The 17,617-nt window shown below is 72.0% G+C and carries 18 protein-coding genes; 8 read left to right on the plus strand and 10 right to left on the minus strand.

What is annotated here, in order from left to right; translation table 11 throughout:
* Positions 1-53 precede the first annotated feature (53 nt).
* The 4 genes from ACZ3UD_RS02625 to ACZ3UD_RS02640 all read left to right on the plus strand — a co-directional run bounded on the left by ACZ3UD_RS02625 (position 54) and on the right by ACZ3UD_RS02640 (position 3,345).
* Positions 54-734, plus strand: coding sequence for a response regulator transcription factor (locus ACZ3UD_RS02625; RefSeq protein WP_355669748.1), 681 nt, complete (start codon positions 54-56; stop codon positions 732-734).
* A 46-nt stretch (positions 735-780) separates the two neighbouring features.
* A complete protein-coding gene (locus ACZ3UD_RS02630) occupies positions 781-2,325 on the plus strand; it encodes an ATP-binding protein (protein ID WP_465581483.1) in 1,545 nt (514 codons plus the stop codon).
* On the plus strand, positions 2,322-2,645 hold the full coding sequence (locus ACZ3UD_RS02635) for a hypothetical protein (protein WP_465581484.1): 324 nt from the start codon (positions 2,322-2,324) through the stop codon (positions 2,643-2,645). Before ACZ3UD_RS02630 ends, ACZ3UD_RS02635 begins: the two co-directional genes overlap by 4 nt.
* Before the next feature lie 82 nt (positions 2,646-2,727).
* Entirely contained in the window at positions 2,728-3,345 is a 618-nt protein-coding gene (locus tag ACZ3UD_RS02640; RefSeq protein WP_465581486.1) for a VanZ family protein, read from the plus strand.
* On the opposite strand, the gene ACZ3UD_RS02645 is transcribed toward ACZ3UD_RS02640, so the two are convergent.
* On the minus strand, positions 3,315-3,989 hold the full coding sequence (locus ACZ3UD_RS02645) for a PhzF family phenazine biosynthesis protein (RefSeq protein ID WP_465581488.1): 675 nt from the start codon (positions 3,987-3,989) through the stop codon (positions 3,315-3,317). The two genes, ACZ3UD_RS02640 and ACZ3UD_RS02645, sit on opposite strands and share 31 nt — an antisense overlap.
* Positions 3,990-4,134: 145 nt before the next feature.
* Here ACZ3UD_RS02645 and ACZ3UD_RS02650 point away from each other — a divergent pair, with 145 nt between their 5' ends.
* Positions 4,135-4,641 (plus strand): hypothetical protein, encoded by a 507-nt coding sequence (locus ACZ3UD_RS02650; protein WP_465581490.1) that lies wholly within the window; start codon positions 4,135-4,137, stop codon positions 4,639-4,641.
* A 77-nt stretch (positions 4,642-4,718) separates the two neighbouring features.
* On the opposite strand, the gene ACZ3UD_RS02655 is transcribed toward ACZ3UD_RS02650, so the two are convergent.
* The gene (locus tag ACZ3UD_RS02655; protein ID WP_465581492.1) at positions 4,719-6,143 is read right to left on the minus strand and encodes a hypothetical protein; all 1,425 of its coding nucleotides are present in this window, start codon (positions 6,141-6,143) and stop codon (positions 4,719-4,721) included.
* A gap of 369 nt (positions 6,144-6,512) precedes the next feature.
* Between ACZ3UD_RS02655 and ACZ3UD_RS02660 the strand changes: the two genes are divergently transcribed.
* Positions 6,513-6,698 (plus strand): PspC domain-containing protein, encoded by a 186-nt coding sequence (locus tag ACZ3UD_RS02660; RefSeq protein ID WP_207813471.1) that lies wholly within the window; start codon positions 6,513-6,515, stop codon positions 6,696-6,698.
* A gap of 85 nt (positions 6,699-6,783) precedes the next feature.
* Here ACZ3UD_RS02660 and ACZ3UD_RS02665 read toward each other — a convergent pair whose 3' ends face one another.
* The 3 genes from ACZ3UD_RS02665 to ACZ3UD_RS02675 form a co-directional block, all read right to left on the minus strand.
* Positions 6,784-7,152 (minus strand): ATP-binding protein, encoded by a 369-nt coding sequence (locus tag ACZ3UD_RS02665; protein WP_465581494.1) that lies wholly within the window; start codon positions 7,150-7,152, stop codon positions 6,784-6,786.
* A 217-nt stretch (positions 7,153-7,369) separates the two neighbouring features.
* Positions 7,370-8,527: an adenosine deaminase gene (locus ACZ3UD_RS02670; protein ID WP_465581496.1), complete on the minus strand. Its 1,158-nt coding sequence runs from the start codon at positions 8,525-8,527 to the stop codon at positions 7,370-7,372.
* Positions 8,528-8,632: 105 nt separating this feature from the next.
* Positions 8,633-9,601 (minus strand): LysR family transcriptional regulator, encoded by a 969-nt coding sequence (locus tag ACZ3UD_RS02675; protein WP_465581498.1) that lies wholly within the window; start codon positions 9,599-9,601, stop codon positions 8,633-8,635.
* Between the two features lie 92 nt (positions 9,602-9,693).
* On the opposite strand from ACZ3UD_RS02675, the gene ACZ3UD_RS02680 reads away from it, so the two are divergent.
* On the plus strand, positions 9,694-10,971 hold the full coding sequence (locus ACZ3UD_RS02680; RefSeq protein ID WP_465581500.1) for an MFS transporter: 1,278 nt from the start codon (positions 9,694-9,696) through the stop codon (positions 10,969-10,971).
* Between the two features lie 25 nt (positions 10,972-10,996).
* Positions 10,997-11,551, plus strand: coding sequence for a Uma2 family endonuclease (locus ACZ3UD_RS02685; RefSeq protein WP_465581502.1), 555 nt, complete (start codon positions 10,997-10,999; stop codon positions 11,549-11,551).
* A 30-nt stretch (positions 11,552-11,581) separates the two neighbouring features.
* On the opposite strand, the gene ACZ3UD_RS02690 is transcribed toward ACZ3UD_RS02685, so the two are convergent.
* From ACZ3UD_RS02690 to ACZ3UD_RS02710, 5 genes are all read right to left on the minus strand, one after another.
* Positions 11,582-12,859: a thymidine phosphorylase gene (locus ACZ3UD_RS02690; RefSeq protein ID WP_465581504.1), complete on the minus strand. Its 1,278-nt coding sequence runs from the start codon at positions 12,857-12,859 to the stop codon at positions 11,582-11,584.
* A 104-nt stretch (positions 12,860-12,963) separates the two neighbouring features.
* A complete protein-coding gene (locus tag ACZ3UD_RS02695; RefSeq protein ID WP_380610532.1) occupies positions 12,964-13,356 on the minus strand; it encodes a cytidine deaminase in 393 nt (130 codons plus the stop codon).
* On the minus strand, positions 13,353-14,618 hold the full coding sequence (locus tag ACZ3UD_RS02700; protein ID WP_465581507.1) for an ABC transporter permease: 1,266 nt from the start codon (positions 14,616-14,618) through the stop codon (positions 13,353-13,355). Before ACZ3UD_RS02700 ends, ACZ3UD_RS02695 begins: the two co-directional genes overlap by 4 nt.
* Complete coding sequence (locus tag ACZ3UD_RS02705) at positions 14,615-15,778, minus strand: ABC transporter permease (RefSeq protein ID WP_465581509.1); 1,164 nt, start codon at positions 15,776-15,778, stop codon at positions 14,615-14,617. Before ACZ3UD_RS02705 ends, ACZ3UD_RS02700 begins: the two co-directional genes overlap by 4 nt.
* A gap of 3 nt (positions 15,779-15,781) precedes the next feature.
* The gene (locus tag ACZ3UD_RS02710; protein ID WP_465581511.1) at positions 15,782-17,608 is read right to left on the minus strand and encodes an ABC transporter ATP-binding protein; all 1,827 of its coding nucleotides are present in this window, start codon (positions 17,606-17,608) and stop codon (positions 15,782-15,784) included.
* Positions 17,609-17,617: the final 9 nt, after the last annotated feature.

Below are 17,617 nucleotides of genomic sequence, written 5' to 3' on the forward strand. Positions count from 1 at the left end.
CGGTGACCGGTGCGGGGGGTGATTCAACGCTCCCGGTGGGCCAAAATGGGGCCGTGCCTTTCCTCCTACTGATCGAGGACGACGACGCCATCCGGACCGGCCTCGAACTCGCCCTCACCCGCCAGGGCCACCGCGTGGCCACCGCCGCCTCCGGTGAGGACGGCCTGAAACTCTTCAAGGAGCAGCGGCCCGACCTGATCGTGCTGGACGTGATGCTGCCCGGGATCGACGGCTTCGAGGTGTGCCGTCGGATCCGCCGCACCGACCAGCTGCCGATCATCCTGCTCACCGCGCGTTCGGACGACATCGACGTGGTCGTGGGCCTGGAGTCCGGTGCGGACGACTACGTGGTGAAGCCGGTGCAGCCGCGCGTCCTGGACGCCCGGATCCGGGCGGTGCTGCGACGCGGGGAGCGGGAGAGCTCGGACTCCTCCGCGTACGGCAGCGTGGTGATCGACCGGGCCGCGATGACCGTCACCAAGGACGGACAGGACCTCCAGCTCACCCCGACCGAGCTGCGGCTGCTGCTGGAGCTCAGCCGCCGCCCCGGCCAGGCGCTCTCCCGCCAGCAGCTGCTGCGGCTGGTCTGGGAGCACGACTACCTCGGCGACTCGCGCCTGGTGGACGCCTGTGTGCAGCGGCTGCGGGCGAAGGTCGAGGACGTGCCGTCCGCGCCGACGCTGATCCGCACCGTGCGTGGCGTCGGCTACCGACTGGACCCGCCGACGGTCTGACCGCTCATTTCAGGCATTCTGAACTCCCGTACGACGACAGGCTCTTGTGACTGACCATCAGCAGACTGCCCGACGGTTCTCCGCGGGCCGGTGGCGGAAGCTGCGCTCCCTGCGGGTGCGGCTGATCGCGGTGTTCGCGGCGGTCGCGCTGCTCGCCGCCGTCTCGGCCTCCGGCATCGCGTACTGGTTGAACCGCGACGCGGTGCTCAAGCGTGCCCAGGACACCGCGCTGAACGACTTCCGGGTCTCGCTCAGCCGCAACGTCTCCGACCTGCCGCTGAACGCCAGCTGCCCGGAGCTGGCCACGCTGGCCTCCAACGTGGCCAGCTCCGGCCTGAGTTACGACGTGGTGGTGGTCGACCCGGCGCACCCGGAGTGCCCGGCCTCCTCGGACCCGCAGCACTACACGCTGGCCGACGTGCCGGCGGCGCTGCAGTCCACCGTCGCCAAGCCGCGCGAGGTCAGCGAGAGCAACCCGTACCCGTACCACCTGTACTGGCAGCGGCAGAACCTGGAGGGCCACCCGTTCGTGATCGGCGGCACCAAGGTGGTGCCGAACGGGCCGACGGCCTACATGTTCAAGTCGCTGGAGAACGAGCGGGCCGACCTCAACACGCTGGGCTGGTCGCTGGCCATCGCGACACTGCTCGCACTGATCGGCTCGGCACTGCTCGCCCAGGCCGCCTCGGCGACCGTGCTGCGGCCGGTCAAGCGGCTCGGCGAGGCCGCCCGACGGCTCGGCCAGGGACACCTGGACACCCGGCTGGAGGTCGATGGCTCGGACGAACTCGCCGACCTGGCGCGGACGTTCAACCGGGCCGCGGAGTCGCTGCACGAGCAGGTCGAGGAGCTGAGCGCGCGCGAGGCGCAGAGCCGGCGGTTCGTCGCCGACATGTCGCACGAACTGCGCACCCCGCTGACCGCGATGACCGCGGTGACGGACATCCTGGAGGACGAGGCCGAGTCGCTGGACCCGATGATCGAGCCGGCCGTACGGCTCGTGGTGAGCGAGACCCGCCGGCTGTCCGACCTGGTGGAGAACCTGATGGAGGTAACCCGCTTCGACGCCGGCACCGCCAAGCTGGTCGCCGACGAGGTGGACATCGCCGACCTGATCATGTCCTGCATCGACGGCCGGGCCTGGTACGACGCGGTCGAACTGGACGCCCCGCGCGGCATCCTGGCCGTGGTCGACCCGCGCCGACTGGACGTGGTCTTCGCCAACCTGATCGGCAACGCGCTCAAGCACGGCGGCTCGCCGGTGCGGGTCAAGGTCCGGCAGACCGACGACTCGGTCGTGATCGAGGTCTCCGACAGCGGCCCCGGCATCCCGGAGGACGTGCTGCCGCACGTCTTCGACCGCTTCTACAAGGCCGACCGCGGGCGGGCCCGCTCCGAGGGCAGCGGCCTGGGGCTGTCCATCGCGATGGCCAACGCCCAGATCCACGGGGGGACGATCACCGCGGCGAACGGGGAGGTCGGCGCGGTGTTCACCCTGACGCTGCCGCTGACCCCGCCGCCTCCGCCGTCCGCCGGCGAGGCCGATGGCGGCCCCGTCGGCAACGCCGCCGAGCACAAGGACGCCACGTGACCTCCCCCACCCGCACCACCGTGCGCCGCACCGCCGGCGTGCTGCTCCTGCTCGTGCTGGCCTCCGGCTGCGGCATCCGGCCGACCGCCGTCCCGGTCGACGCCGGCGCGCCCGCCAGCCGGACCGCCTGCCCGGCCACCCCGCACGTACCGACCGCCCTGGCCACCCCGTCCGGCCCGGCGCCCGCCGCGACCCCGGCCCGCGGCACGGCCGCCAAGGCGAGCGCGAGCCCGAGCCCCTCGCCCACCCCGGTGACGCCGGGCTCGCCGCCGCCGGACAACGTGTTCAGCGCGGTGCCGACGGCCTCCCCGTGCAAGTGAGGAGGCCGCGCGAAGGGGCGTGTCCGGGAATGTTCATGCCCGGCGTGGAACCGCCGCGCCACCGGGGCACGTCCTTGTCCCCGTGCAGCGAGATGGCACCAGGACACGCGACGAGCGTTCCGGCGCGCGGACCGAGACGAGGCCGGCGGCGGCCGTCCACCGTCCCCTCCGGCTGGTCGGGCTGGCGGGCCTTGCCCTCCACCTGACGCTGGCGCTCTGGCTGGTGCTCAGACCCCTGCCGGTGGCCTGGGTGTACGACGCCAACCTGACGCCGCTCGCCTCGCTCCGCTCCTCCACCACCTGGCAGGTGGTCGGCGAGTTCCTGCTGCTCGCCCCGCTCGGCCTCCTGCTCCCGCTGGCCGGCGGCCGGATCCGGGCCCCTTGGCTGCCGTCCTTCCTGCGCACCACCGGCGTCTCCGCCCTGCTGGCGACCGGCCTGGAGTTCCTCTCCTCCTGGACGCCCGGGCACGTCCTCAACGTGGACCACATACTGTTCGCCGTGATCGGCGTGGTGATCGCCCACCTCGCCCTCGTCCCCGGCCTGCGCCACCTGCTGCGGGACCGCCGGCCCGAGCCGCGGGCACCACGGGTCGCCGTCCTGGCCGGCCCGCCGGTGACCGTCACCGTCGTTCCGACGGCGGCGGTCGCGCCTGCGGCCCGTCCGCGCGCCTACGCGGAGCCGACGCCGCCGGCGGGCTGAGCCTCCGCCCTCATCACCCGGCCGCCGACCTCGATCAGCCCGTCCGGGCGCGGCCCGGTCAGCAGTTGCGAGCCCCGACCCTGGGTGATGGTCAGCTCCCGCCCGAGCCGGGCGGTCAGCAGCAGGGCGGCCGCGCCGGTCGCCTCGTCCTCGTCGATCCCGTCGCCCCGGCCGGGGAAGGCCCGCGCCCGGACTGTACCGGCCGCCTCGTCCCGCCAGGCCCAGGCGTAGATCCACTCCCCCGGCGGCGGCACCCGGAGCGCGTCCACCTCGGCCGCCGAGCCGTACTGCCGCAGGGTGCGCCCCGGGGTCCACTCCGGCCGGGCCTCGATCCGGGTCAGCCCGCCGTCGTGCCGGGCGGCGACCACCCCGACGGGGGTGACCAGTCGGTCCACGCCGAGCAGCCAGGCCGTGCCGACACAGGGGTGACCGGCGAAGGGCAGCCGCACCGTCGGGGTGTAGATGTCGATCTCCCCGCGCTCCGGGTCGTCGACGAACACCGTCTCGCTGAAGCCGAGTTCGCGGGCGAAGGCCTGCCGCTCCGCCCGCTCAGGCAGGGCGGCGCCGTCGCGCACCACCCCGAGTTCATTGCCGTGCCGTCCGTCGGGCCCGCAAAAGACCCGCAGCACCTCATAGTCAGTCATTTCCCACCTCGTCAATTGCCGTTCCGGCGCGGCGCAACGACACCGTGATGAAAAGGCGACGACGGATGTCGGCCGCCTCCAGTACTGTGCGCTCTCGTCCCCGAACGGTTCCCGCCGTTTTTCTTCCTCCCACAGGAAACCCCCCTTGAACAATCTCGACTTCAGCGCCGAACCGCTGTTCTCCTGGTACGTCGTCCTGCTGACGCTCAGCGGCGCCATCATGCTGGTCCTCGGCGCCATCGGCGGCGGAATGAAGGCCGGCCTGCGGATCCTCAACGTGCTCTTCGGCCTCGGATTCCTGGGCTACGCCTACTACCTCGCGTTCGTCTTCAACGGCGGCGAGTACTTCATCTTCTTCAAGGCGTTCATCCTGCCGGTGCTGATGATCGTCGCCTCGGTGAAGGCGATCGTCGAGCGCAGCAACGCGAAGAACCAGCCGACGGCCCCGCCTGTCGGGGCGTACAACCCCAACGCGCCGTACAACCCCAACGCGCAGCAGGCCCCGTTCAACCCGAACGCCCCGCAGCCGGGCCGGTCCGTCCCGCCGCAGGGTGCCGCGCCCGCCGCGCCGTACCAGCCGGGTGTCCCGCCGCAGCCGGTGGCGGACAACCCGTACGCCCAGCCGCAGCCGCCGCAGCACCCGGCCGGCTGATCCCGCCGCACCAAGGCCGAAGGCCCGTCCGTCCCCGCTACGCAGCGGGTGAGGGGCGGGCCTTCGGCCGTATCAGGTCACTTCCCGGCGCCCCGCGCGCCCTTGCGGCGGCGCGCGACGACCAGGGTGCCGATGCCGAGGGCGATCGCCGTCGCGCCGGTGATCGCCATCGGGGCGGAGGAGGAGCCGCCGCCGGTGGAGGCCAGCCGAGTGCCGGTCGCGGCGGCCTGCGCGGGGCCTGCCGCCGGGTTCGGCGCAGCGGTGGTGACCAGGGCGGCCGGGGCAGCGGACGGGTCGGCGGTGGCGGCCGGGGTGGTCGGCGTCGCGTCGGTGGCCGGGGAGGTCGGGGCCGGGGTGCCGGCGGAGCCCGTGGCGGCCTCGATCCGGAAGGCGACCTTCGGGCTGGTGGCGGCGGAGTCGTGCCCGCCCGGGCCGGCCAGGCTCCATCCGTTGGCGAACACCGACTCGGCCGCCGCCGGAGCGCCCTTGGCCCAGGCGAGGCGCAGGTTGACCGTACGGGTCTCGCCGTTCGGCAGCGCGATGACGTCGGCGTCCTTGGAGCCGCTGAGCAGCCGCACGCCCAGCTGGCTGTCGGGGAGGTCGTGCCATTCCGGCGTGCCGGCGATCCAGTCGCCCGCCTGGGTCTGGAATTCGATCTTCACCATGTCCGCGCGGAGCAGGCCCTCGCCCTCGAACACGATCGTCGGGACGATCCGGAGGTCCTTGCCGGTGTGGTTGCCGTAGACCACCTTGAACGGCTTGGCCTCGCCGCCGGCGGTGAAGGAGGCGGGCACGCCCTGGACCTTCACGTCCGGGAGCCCGACGGGGACCGGGGTGGTCGGGGTGCTGCTCTCGATGGTGAAGTCGGGGGTGCCGCCGGAGGCCTGGGTGATTCGCTGCTCCGGGGGCAGGGTCGGGTCCGAGACCATCGCGTCGAGGCCCGCGGAGGCCCAGCCGGGGGCGGCGTCGGCGGTGAAGGTCAGCCGCAGCCGGTAGGTGGCCTCGGCGCCCGCCGCCAGGTGCACCTGGGTGCCGAACTCGTCCAGCTCCCACCATCCGCCGGAGTCGGTGTTGCCCGCCTTGGCGTCCTGCCACTGTGCGGCACCGGGGCGCTGGTACTCCAGCTTGAGCTGGCTCGGCTTGAGGCCACTGCCGCGGTAGGTCGAGACGCCGAAGGAGGTCGTCACGTCCATCTGATGGTCGGCGGTGTTCTTGAGGGTCGAGGTGAACTCGACCGCGCTGCCCGCCGTCACCGTGGTCGGGAAGCCGCTGGTGGTGATCATGACGGGCGAGGCCCAGCCGTGCGGCGCCGGGGTGGGAGCGGTGGTGGCCGGGGTGGTGGCCGGGGTGGTGGGCTCGGTCGTCGGGGTCGCGACGGCGGCCGGGGTGGTGGGCTCGGTCGTCGGGGTCGCGACGGCGGCCGGGGCCGAGGTCAGGGCGAGACCGGAGACCAGGGCGGTGGTGGCGGCTGCGGCGAGGAATCTGCGGGACTGACTGCGCAATGGAACCTCACGGAGGAATCGGGCGAAAGCCCGAGAGAGTGCGAAATCGCAGGCGTGAGGGGTCGCTTGAGGCCGTGAAGGCGCCGCCGAATCGCCCCCCACCACCAGCGACCGCGGAATCATATCCCCCCGGCCGTACAGCTTTGCGAACGGGTTTTCCACACCCGCACCCCGGGCCGGACGGACTTTCGGCCCATTGGTCTCCGGGGCATCCCTGAGGCGGACCCCGACTCCGGCCTACGTCTCCCCGGTGACTCGTCGGGGTGGAGAATCGCCTGGTGGGCGGAGGTTTTCGGGCCGGCGAACGCCGAGCATGGAAGTACGCCCGCCGGAGCAGCCGGACCGGGTCGCCACCGCCGAGGAGTTCACATGAGTGCCCGTCTCGCCCGTCCCCGTCACAACCGCGTCATCGCCGGCGTCTGCGCCGGGATCGCCGAGCGCTTCGGCCTGACCCCGTGGACCGTCCGCCTGATCTTCCTGCTCTCCTGCCTGCTCCCCGGCCCGCAGTTCCTGATCTACCTCGCCCTGTGGGTGCTGCTCCCCCAGGAGCCGTGACGCCGTACGGGCGGGCACGACGACGGGCCGCCCGCTCCCGGGGTCTCCGGGGGCGGGCGGCCCGTCGTCGTACGGGCTGGGCGGATCAGCCCAGCGGCAGGCCCGGCAGGGTGTTGGCCAGCCCGCCGACGGGGGTCTTGTCCAGGCCGGGGACGCCCGGGAGGGCGCCGCGCTGCTGGGTGGTACCGGCGACCGGGGCGGCCTCGGCGGCGGGCGCGGCCTGACCGGCGGTCGGGGCCAGAGTGCCGAGCGTGCCGGCGACCTTGTCGCCGCCGGGCAGCTTGGCGGCGGTGTCGGTGACCGCGCCGGTCACCGCGGGGTTCGTCACCGCGCCGGTGGGCAGCCCGAGGCCGCCGGTCGCCTGCCCGGCGGCCGCGGAGGCCGTGCCGGCGCCGACCGCCGCGATCGCGATGCCGAGCGCCGCGGTACCGGCGGCCTTGAGAGCCTGCTTCATGGTTCGTTCCCCTTGGATCGTCGTCGGTGGCCGACATCGCGCGCGGAATCGGCGGACGGGCGACCACCGCCACGGCCTGTCAGCAATGACTGGCACACCGTAGTGAGAGGGTCGCGCGAGAACCAAAGGGCGTTCACTCACCCGAGTGAGTAGTCGGATGAACGCCAACTTCCCTACGGGGAAGCCGCGTTCATCCGACGCAGGGCGGGGCGCCGGCTCAGCCGGCGACGGCACCCGCGCTGAACAGCCACTCCGCCTTGAGCTCGGCGTAGCCCGGCTTGATCACGTCGTTGATCATCGCCAGCCGCTCGTCGAAGGGCAGGAACGCGGACTTCATCGCGTTCACCGTGAACCACTCCATGTCGCCCAGCGTGTAGCCGAAGGCGTCCACCAGGTGGCCGAACTCCTGGCTCATGCTGGTGCCGCTCATCAGCCGGTTGTCGGTGTTCACGGTGACCCGGAACTTCAGCCGGCTGAGCAGCCCGATCGGGTGCTCGGCGTACGAGGCGGCGGCCGCCGTCTGGAGGTTGGAGGTCGGGCACATCTCCAGCGGGATGCGCTTGTCGCGCACGTACGCGGCCAGCCGGCCGAGCTCGACGCTGCCGTCCTCGTTCACCGTGATGTCGTCGACGATCCGCACGCCGTGGCCGAGCCGGTCGGCGCCGCAGCACTGCAGGGCCTCCCAGATCGACGGCAGACCGAAGGCCTCGCCCGCGTGGATGGTGAAGTGGTTGTTCTCGCCCTTGAGGTAGTCGAAGGCGGCCTGGTGGCGGGTGGGGGGGTAGCCGGCCTCGGCTCCCGCGATGTCGAAGCCGACGACGCCCCGGTCCCGGTGGCGGTTGGCCAGCTCGGCGATCTCCTGCGAGCGGGCGGCGTGCCGCATCGCGGTGATCAGGGTGCCGATGCGGATCCGGTTGCCTGCCGCACGGGCGTTGGCCTCGCCGAGGCGGAAACCCTCCTGGACGGCCTCGACGACCTCGTCCAGGCTCAGACCGCCCTCCAGGTGCTGCTCGGGGGCGTAGCGGACCTCGGCGTACACGACGCCGTCGGCGGCCAGGTCCTCGGCGCAGTCGGCGGCGACCTTGATCAGGGCGTCACGGGTCTGCATGACGGCGCAGGTGTGCGCGAAGGTCTCCAGGTAGCGGACCAGCGAGCCGGAGTCGGCGGCCTCGCGGAACCACTCGCCGAGCTTCTTGACGTCGGTGGTCGGGAGGCCTTCATAGCCGGTCGCGGCGGCCAGCTCGACGACGGTCTCCGGGCGCAGCCCGCCGTCCAGGTGGTCGTGCAGCAGGACCTTCGGCGCGCGGCGGATCTGGTCGGGGGTGGGAATGCGCGGGCCGGTGCCCGCGGTGGTGACGGGGATCTGCTTCTCCATTGCGGAAATATAGCCCCTACGCGCGTAGACCCACCACCGGGGACAGTACCGAATGGTCCAAACTCCACCCGGAATTCCACCGGCTGGTCCATACGATCCGCCAAATCAGTCGTGGTGCAGCAGCCGCCCCCGCCGGGACAGCACGAAGTCCCGGAACACCGCCACCGGCGGGGTCAGCGGCCGCCCCGCCGCCCAGGCCAGGCCGATCGCCCGCCGGGTCCGCGGCGCGGTCACCTCCAGCTCCACCACCCCGGGCCGCGGCACCAGCGCCGGCGGCAGCAGCGCCACCCCCAGCCCGGCCGCCACCAGCCCGCGCAGCGTCTCGGTCTCCTCGCCCTCGAAGGCCAGCCGGGGCACGAACCCGGCCTGCGCGCAGAAGCCGTCCGTGATCATGCGCAGCCCGTACCCCTGCTCCAGCCCGACGAACGGCTCCTCGGCCACCTCCGCCAGCCGGATCCGACGCCGGCCGGCCAGCCGGTGGTCGGCCGGGACGGCCAGGTGCAGCCGCTGTTCGTCCAGCGGCCGGGCGGTGAAGGCCGGGTCGTCCGGCAGCGGCGCGACCAGGCACAGGTCCAACTCCCCCGCCCGCAACCGCTCCAGCATCGCCATGCCGTAGTCCTGCACCAGCTGGAAGCGCACCTGCGGGTGCGCCGCCCGGAAGCCGCGCAGCAGCGCCGGGACGGCGTCCGGCCCCATCGTGTGCAGGAAGCCGAAAGCCACCCGCCCCACCGCCGGATCCGCCTCCGCGCGGGCCGCCTCCGCACCGCGCTCCACCTCCGCCAGCGCCCGCTCCACCGAGGCCAGCAACAGCCGACCCGCCCTGGTCAGCCGGACCGTCCGGCCCTGACGGGCCAGCAGGTCCACCCCCAGTTCCTCCTCCAGCCGGGCCACCGCGCGCGACAGCGTCGGCTGCGGCACCCCGAGCAGCGCCGCCGCCCGCGTCACGTGCTCCAGCCGGGCCACCGCGGCGAACTGCGCCAGTCTGGGCGCCAGCAGGACGGCCGGCTCGTCCGGCCCCAACTCGGCCGCCCGGTACCGCTGCTCCGTACCGTCCGACACATCCGGCACCGCCATTCCGCCACCACCTCGACTCATACGCCAGTGCATCGATCATCCACTCTTCATGCATTGGACGCATCAACCGCGCCGGGCCTACGGTCGATGTCATGCAGCCCTCCGATACCAGGGCATCCGCGACCGCCCCGGATGCCCGCGCCGCCGCCCCCACCGCCCCGGACGACCGCCACCGCCCCGGCCAGCGCGACTTCCGCCGCGCCAACCTCGCCCTGTTCGCCGCCGGGATCGCGACCTTCGTCCTGCTCTACTCCACCCAGGGTCTGCTGCCGATCCTCTCGGCCGACCTCGACCTCACCCCCGGCCAGGCCAGCTGGACGGCCTCCGCCGCCACCCTCGGCCTCGCCCTCGGGCTGCTCCCGGCCAGCGCGCTGTCCGACAAGTACGGCCGCACCGCGGTGATGACGGCCTCCACCCTCGCCGCCACCGCCCTCGCCGTCGCCCTGCCCTTCGCGCCCGACCTCACCACCCTCGTCGCGCTGCGCGTCCTGCAAGGCGCCGCCCTCGCCGGACTGCCCGCCACCGCGATGGCCTACCTCGCCGAGGAGGTCCACCCCGGCGCGCTGGCCTCCGCGATGGGCCTGTACGTGGCCGGCAACAGCATCGGCGGCATGGGTGGCCGACTGCTCTCCGGCTGGACCGCCGCCGCCTTCGGCTGGCGCTGGGGCCTGGCCGCCTCCGCCGCCCTCGCGCTGCTGGCCGCGCTCGCCTTCCGGCTGCTGATCCCCGCCGCCCGGCACTTCACCCCGGCCCCGGTGGACGCCCGCGCGCTCGCCCGTACCGTCGGCCGGCACCTGCGCAACCCGCTGCTGGTGCGGCTGTACGCGCTCGGAACGCTGTTCATGGCCGTGTTCGGCGCGGTCTACAACACCGTGGGCTACCGGCTGATCTCCGCGCCGTTCCACCTGCCGGAGTCGGTCGCCGCCTCGATCTTCGTGGTCTACCTGGTCGGCACCGGCACCTCCGCCGGGGCCGGCCGCCTCTCCCGCCGCCTGGGCCGCCGCGGCGCCCTCTACGTCTCCATCGGCGTCACCGCCGCAGGACTGCTGCTCTCCCTCGCCGACTCACTGACCTGCGCGCTGCTCGGCCTGGTCCTGATCACCGCGGGCTTCTTCGCCGGCCACGCCACCGCCTCCTCCGCCGTCGGCCGCACCGCCGCCGAGGGCCGCGCCCAGGCCTCCGCCCTCTACCTGATCGCCTACTACCTCGGCAACAGCCTCGGCGGCACCCTCGGCGCCGACGCCTACCACGCCACCGGCTGGCCCGGCGCCGCCACCGTCGGCCTCACCGCCATGACCCTCGCCGCCGCCGTCACCCTCTACGCCACCCGCCAGGCGCGTACCACGAGGCGAGCGGTCGCGGACGCTTGACAGTGGACGCCGATACGCTCCGGACATGAGCATCGATCCTGCTGTGTACACCAGGCTGCTTGAGATCGCGGATCAGCTGCCGAAGGTGCCGGGGATAGGGAAGATTGAGATCGCCGACGGTCAGATCGTCATGATGATGCCGCCGGTGAAGCGCCACGAGCTCGCCGTGCTGCGCATCGCCCGACAGCTCAACGCCCAGCTGCCGTCCACTCACCCGGGTCACATCGCCTACCACGGTGCGGAGTTGCAGGACGCGGGACTCGGTCAGCTGCGCAACCCGGATCTGATGGTCTTCCCCGAGGCGACCTTGGAGGGCGAGCAGCGAGCGGTTCTCCCGCACGAGGTAGTGCTCGTGGCGGAGATCGTGTCCGCCTCCAAGCCCGAGAACGACTACCACAACAAGGTCCGCGACTACTCGGCCATGGGTATCCCGTTCTACCTGATCGTCGATCCCCGCACCGGCACCGGCATCGTGCATTCCGAGCTGGGCTACGAGTCCCGCGAGAAGTTCGTCTTCGGCGACAGGATCACCGTCGGCCCCTGGACTCTCGACACCAGCGGTCTGCTCACGTACGCCTGATCCGGCGTACGTGAGCAGACCTCACAGTCCTCAGGCGATGCGGTCGAGCACGATCGGGTTCGGGGTGAACGCCGTACCCGCCGGGGCGACCTCGATGCCGCCCGACAGGGCCTCGATGGCGTAGTCGTAGCGCTCCGGGGTGTCGGTGTGGAGGGTCAGCAGGGGCTGGCCGGCCACGACGGTGTCGCCGGGCTTGGCGTGCATCTCGACGCCGGCGCCGGCCTGGACCGGGTCCTCCTTGCGGGCGCGGCCGGCGCCCAGGCGCCAGGCGCAGACGCCGACGGCGTAGGCGTCCAGCGTGGTGAGGACGCCGGAGGCGGGGGCGGGGATGACGTGCTGCTCGCGGGCGACCGGGAGCGGGGCGTCGACGTCGCCGCCCTGGGCGGCGATCATGCGGCGCCAGTGGTCCATCGCGGAGCCGTCGCGCAGCGCGTCGGCCGGGTCCTTGCCGTGCACGCCGGCCGCGGCGAGCATCTCGCGGGCGAGCGCGAGGGTGAGCTCGACGACGTCGGCCGGGCCGCCGCCCGCCAGGACCTCGACGGACTCGCGGACCTCCAGCGCGTTGCCCGCGGTGAGGCCGAGCGGGGTGGACATGTCGGTGAGCAGGGCGACGGTGTTGACCCCGGCGGTGGTGCCCAGGCCGACCATGGTGCGGGCGAGTTCGCGGGCGTCGTCGAGGTTCTTCATGAAGGCGCCGGAGCCGACCTTGACGTCCAGCACCAGCGCGCCGGTGCCCTCGGCGATCTTCTTGGACATGATCGAGGAGGCGATCAGCGGGATGGCCTCGACGGTGCCGGTGACGTCGCGCAGCGCGTACAGCTTCTTGTCGGCGGGCGCGAGGCCGTCGCCGGCCGCGCAGATGACCGCGCCCGCGTCGCGCAGCACGTCCATCATCTCGTCGTTGGAGAGCAGGGCGCGCCAGCCGGGGATGGACTCCAGCTTGTCCAGGGTGCCGCCGGTGTGGCCGAGGCCGCGGCCGGACAGCTGCGGGACGGCCGCGCCGCAGGCGGCGACCAGCGGGGCGAGCGGGAGGGTGATCTTGTCGCCGACGCCGCCGGTGGAGTGCTTGTCGCTGGTGGGCAGCGGCAGCGAGGAGAAGTCCATCCGGACGCCCGAGCGGATCATGGCGTCGGTCCAGCGGCTGATCTCGCGCGGGTTCATGCCGTTCAGCAGGATCGCCATGGCCAGCGCGGACATCTGCTCGTCGGCGACCTCGCCGCGGGTGTAGGCGTCGATGACCCAGTCGATCTGAGCGTCGCTCAGCTCTCCGCGGTCGCGCTTGGTCCTGATGACGGAGATGGCGTCCATGCGTGCTCCCAGTGGGGTTTCAAAAGCGTCAAAAGCGAAGAGTGCCGCGAGATGACCGGGTACGGCCCACTCGCGACACTCTACGCGCGTAACAATTGCAGATGCTAGAGCCGCTCCGGCCCGAACGCGTCGGGCAGAACCTCGCTCATCGGCTTCACGCCGGAGGCCAGGTCGATCAGCAGCTCGGGACCGCCGTGCTCGTACAGCAGCTGGCGGCAGCGCCCGCACGGCATCAGCAGCTCGCCCGCGCCGTCGACGCAGGTGAAGGCGACCAGTCGGCCGCCGCCGGAGGCGTGCAGCGCGGACACCAGCCCGCACTCGGCGCACAGCCCGAGCCCGTACGAGGCGTTCTCCACGTTGCAGCCGCTGACCAGCCGGCCGTCGTCGACCAGCGCGGCCGCGCCGACCGGGAACTTGCTGTACGGGGCGTACGCGTGGCCCATCGCCTCGCGCGCCGCCGCGCGCAGCCGCTCCCAGTCGATCGCGGGGGCGGTCACTTGCCCTGGCCCTTGCGGTAGATCTGGCCGTCGGCCTTGGGCATCCGCAGTCGTTGCGAGGCCAGCGAGAGCACCACCAGGGTGATCAGGTACGGCGTGGCGACGATCAGCGGACGCTGCACCTCATCGGTCAGCGCGTACCAGGCACCGAGACCGCCGGCCACCACGAAGGAGATCACCGTCGCGGTGAACCTGCGGCGGTACAGCTGCCACAGCGCGAGCAGCGCCATCGCGATCGAGACGATCAGGATCAGCACGTGCACCGACCCCGGGTCGCGCAGCTGGAGGCTGTCGGTGAAGCCGAACAGGCCGGCGCCCATGGCGAGACCGCCGGGCATCCAGTTGCCGAAGATCATCGCCGCGAGGCCGATGAAGCCTCGACCCAGGGTCTGGCCGTCCTTGTAGAAGTGCGCGGCGACCAGCGAGAGGTACGCACCGCCGAGGCCCGCGAAGGCGCCGGAGGCGATGACCGCGATGTACTTGTACCTGTAGACGTTGACGCCCAGCGACTCGGCCGCCGTCGGGTTCTCACCGCAGGAGCGCAGCCGCAGGCCGAACACCGTGCGCCAGAGCAGGAAGTAGCTGGCCACGACCAGCGCGGCGGCCAGCACCACGACCACCGAGAGGTTGGTGACCAGACCGCCGAGCACACCGGCCACGTCCGAGACGAAGAACCAGTGGTGGCCCTCGATGTCCTTCAGACCGGAGGACAGCCCGGGGACGGTGATGTACGGCAGCGGATCCGCCGGCGGGGACTGGTTCTGCCCGGCGCCCGCCGAGATGTAGTCCTTGTAGTAGATCCGGTTGACGTACGCACAGATGCCGGGGATCAGCAGGTTGATGCCGACGCCGGAGACGATGTGGTCGACGCCGAAGGTGACGGTGATGACCGCGTGCAGCAGGCCGCCGAGCGCGCCGCCGAGCATGCCGGCCAGCAGACCGACCCACGGGTTGACCAGGTAGCCCGCCCAGGCGCCGCAGAAGGTGCCGGCGACCATCATGCCTTCGAGGCCGATGTTGACCACGCCGGCCCGCTCGGACCAGAGACCGCCCAGACCGGCCATGCCGATCGGCACCGCGGCACTGAGCGCGGCGGAGACCTGCCCGGAGGAGGTCAGCGAGTGGTTGCCGGTGGCCATGCCCACGGCGGCGACCAGGACCAGGGCGCCCGCAATCAGGAGCAGGACCACCGGCCAGGACAGCTTGCGCTTCTTCGCGGGCGCGCCCGACGCCTTCGGACGAGCAGCAGTGGCCGTGCTCACGCGGACACCTCCTTGTTCTCGTTGGCGGCCGCGGCCTGGGCGGCGAGCTGGGCACCGACCCGCCTCTGCTGGCGGACCAGGCCGTAGCGGCGCACCAGCTCGTACGCGACGACGACGCAGATGACGATGGTGCCCTTCATGACGTCGACGATCTCGGAGGGGAACTCGCCGTTCTGGGGCAGCGGCAGCAGCGAACCGGTGACGTCCAGGAAGGCGAACAGCAGCGCCGCGAAGGCGATGCCGATCGGGCTGTTGCGGCCGAGCAGGGCGATCGAGATGCCCAGGAAGCCCAGGTTCTGCTGGAAGGTCTGCCCGTAGTAGAACGAGTTCTGGAGCAGCTCGGGCAGGCCGATCAGACCGGCGATCGCACCGGAGGTCGCCATCGAGATGATCACCATGCGCTTGACGTTCACACCGGAGGCGGTCGCGGCGGACTCCGAGCGGCCGGTGGCGCGCAGGTCGAAGCCGAACCGGGTGCGGGTCAGCACGAACTGGAAGACCACACCGACCAGGGCGGCGACGAAGATGAAGCCCCAGAGCTGGCCGCCGGCCGTCTCCATGGAGAAGAAGTGGCTGGACTGCGAGACCGGGTCGGTCTGGATCGAGTTGCTGGTGCCGCTCACCTTCGGGGCGAAGACGCCCGGGACGAGCAGCAGACCGACGATCGCGACCGCGATCGAGTTCAGCATGATGGTCGAGATGACCTCGCTGACACCGCGGTAGACCTTCAGCAGACCGGCGATGCTCGCGTACAGGCCACCGACCAGCATGGCGGTGACCAGCAGCAGCGGGATCTGGATGAACGAGGGCAGGTCGACCTGAGCGCCGATGTACGCCGCGAACAGCGCCGCGACCTTGTACTGGCCCTCGACGCCGATGTTGAACAGGTTCATCCGGAACCCGAACGCGGCGGCCGCGGCGGCCAGGTAGTAGGTGGTGGTCCGGTTGAGGATCAGCACCTGGCCGTCCGACTTGGTGGCGAACGTGATCATCACGTTCCACGCGTCGAACGGGTTCTTGCCCGAGGTCGCCAGCAGGACGGAGCAGATCGCGACGGACAGCACGACCGCGAGCACCGGCGCCGCCAGTGCGAGCACGATCCGCTCACCGCTGATCCGCTGCGCCAGGCTGCGCTTGGCGGCGGGGTTGGGACTGGTCATGGGTTACTCCCCCGCCTGCGGGTCGTCGGCGGTGTCGGTGTGCGGGTGCTCGGCCTCGGCCTCGGTGCCCTCCGCCGCGATGGCCTGCGCCTCGGCGACGGCCTCCGGCTCGGACTCGATGTGGCCTGCCGCGGCACCGGTCATCGCGGTGCCGAGGTCCTCGGCGGTGACGGTGGCCGGGTCGGCGTCGGCGACCAGGCGGCCGCGGTAGATGACCCGGATGGTGTCCGAGAGGCCGATCAGCTCGTCCAGGTCGGCGGAGATCAGCAGGACGGCCAGGCCCTCGCGCTGCGCGGTCCGGATGTGGTCCCAGATCTGGGCCTGCGCGCCGACGTCCACACCACGGGTCGGGTGCGCGGCGATCAGCAGCTTGGGCTGGTGGCTCATCTCGCGGCCGATGATCAGCTTCTGCTGGTTGCCGCCGGAGAGCGAGGCCGCGGTGACCTCGATGCCGGGGGTGCGGACGTCGTACTGCTCGACGATCCGCCAGGTGTCCTCGCGGGCGGCGGTCGGCTTGAGCAGCGGGCCGCTGGAGTTGGGCACCTCGGTGACGTGGCCGAGGATGCGGTTCTCCCAGAGCGGGGCCTCCAGCAGCAGGCCGTGCCTGTGGCGGTCCTCGGGGATGTAGCCGATGCCGGCCTCGCGGCGGGCCCGGGTCTGGGTGCCGGAGAGGTCCTTGCCGTCCAGGGTGACGGTGCCGCCGTCCAGCGGCAGCATGCCCATGATGGCCTCGACCAGTTCGGCCTGGCCGTTGCCCTCGACACCGGCGATGCCGAGAATCTCGCCCTTGTGGATGCGTAGCGAGATGTCGTCCAGGACGACGCGCTCGATGCCCTCGGCGTCGGCCTTGGCGATCCGCAGGTCCTCGACCTTGAGCATCTCGGTCGTGGTGACGGTCGACTCGCGGCTCTCCGGGGAGGGCAGCTCGGCGCCGACCATCATCTCGGCGAGCTGACGGGCCGTGACGGCCTTCGGGTCGGCGTCGCCGACCGTGGTGCCGCGCCGGATGACGCTGATCGCGTCGGCCACCGCGAGCACCTCGTGCAGCTTGTGCGAGATGAAGATGACGGTGACGCCCTCGGACTTGAGCTCGCGCAGGTTGTCGAACAGCGCGTCGACCTCCTGCGGGACCAGCACGGCCGTGGGCTCGTCGAGGATGAGGATCTTGGCGCCGCGGTACAGCACCTTGAGGATCTCGACGCGCTGGCGGTCGGCGACGCCGAGGTCCTCGACCAGGGCGTCCGGGCGCACGCCCAGGCCGTACTGGTCGGAGATCTCCTTGATCTTCGCCTTCGCCCTGGCGCCGATGCCGTGGAGCTTCTCGCCGCCGAGGACGACGTTCTCCAGCACCGTGAGGTTGTCGGCGAGCATGAAGTGCTGGTGCACCATGCCGATGCCGCGGGAGATGGCGTCGCCCGGGGTGTGGAACTCGCACTGCTCGCCGTTGATCGCGATGGTGCCCTCGTCCGGCTTCTGCATGCCGTAGAGGATCTTCATCAGCGTCGACTTGCCCGCGCCGTTCTCACCCATCAGGGCGTGCACGGTGCCCGTGCGGACGGTGAGGTTGATGTCGTGGTTGGCCACGACACCCGGGAAGCGCTTGGTGATGCCGCGCAGTTCGACGGCCGGTGTCGCCGTCCCCGCGCTGGGGGTGCCGTCCTTGCGCAGGGGGACGGGGTCGGATGCGGTGATGGCGATCTCCTGGTGGTCTGGAGGCGCGTCATTGCGCTGGGAGGGCCAAAAGGTGGGGAAACGTGGAGACGGAACGGGGCCCGGGGGCACGCCGTTGAGCGCACCCTGCCGGGCCCCTCCCGTAACTGCGTCGATCATCGCGCCACC

The sequence above is a fragment of the Kitasatospora sp. NPDC023118 genome (assembly GCF_055560875.1).

Bases quoted from the DNA above. Each gene is read 5' to 3' on its own strand.
- ACZ3UD_RS02645 (WP_465581488.1), bottom strand. From the start codon at position 3,989: ATGACTGACTATGAGGTGCTGCGGGTCTTTTGCGGGCCCGACGGACGG.
- ACZ3UD_RS02660 (WP_207813471.1), top strand. From the start codon at position 6,513: ATGAGTGCCCGTCTCGCCCGTCCCCGTCACAACCGCGTCATCGCCGGC.
- ACZ3UD_RS02675 (WP_465581498.1), bottom strand. From the start codon at position 9,601: ATGGCGGTGCCGGATGTGTCGGACGGTACGGAGCAGCGGTACCGGGCG.
- ACZ3UD_RS02670 (WP_465581496.1), bottom strand. From the start codon at position 8,527: ATGGAGAAGCAGATCCCCGTCACCACCGCGGGCACCGGCCCGCGCATT.
- ACZ3UD_RS02685 (WP_465581502.1), top strand. From the start codon at position 10,997: ATGAGCATCGATCCTGCTGTGTACACCAGGCTGCTTGAGATCGCGGAT.
- ACZ3UD_RS02665 (WP_465581494.1), bottom strand. From the start codon at position 7,152: ATGAAGCAGGCTCTCAAGGCCGCCGGTACCGCGGCGCTCGGCATCGCG.
- ACZ3UD_RS02710 (WP_465581511.1), bottom strand. From the start codon at position 17,608: ATGATCGACGCAGTTACGGGAGGGGCCCGGCAGGGTGCGCTCAACGGC.
- ACZ3UD_RS02680 (WP_465581500.1), top strand. From the start codon at position 9,694: ATGCAGCCCTCCGATACCAGGGCATCCGCGACCGCCCCGGATGCCCGC.
- ACZ3UD_RS02690 (WP_465581504.1), bottom strand. From the start codon at position 12,859: ATGGACGCCATCTCCGTCATCAGGACCAAGCGCGACCGCGGAGAGCTG.
- ACZ3UD_RS02705 (WP_465581509.1), bottom strand. From the start codon at position 15,778: ATGACCAGTCCCAACCCCGCCGCCAAGCGCAGCCTGGCGCAGCGGATC.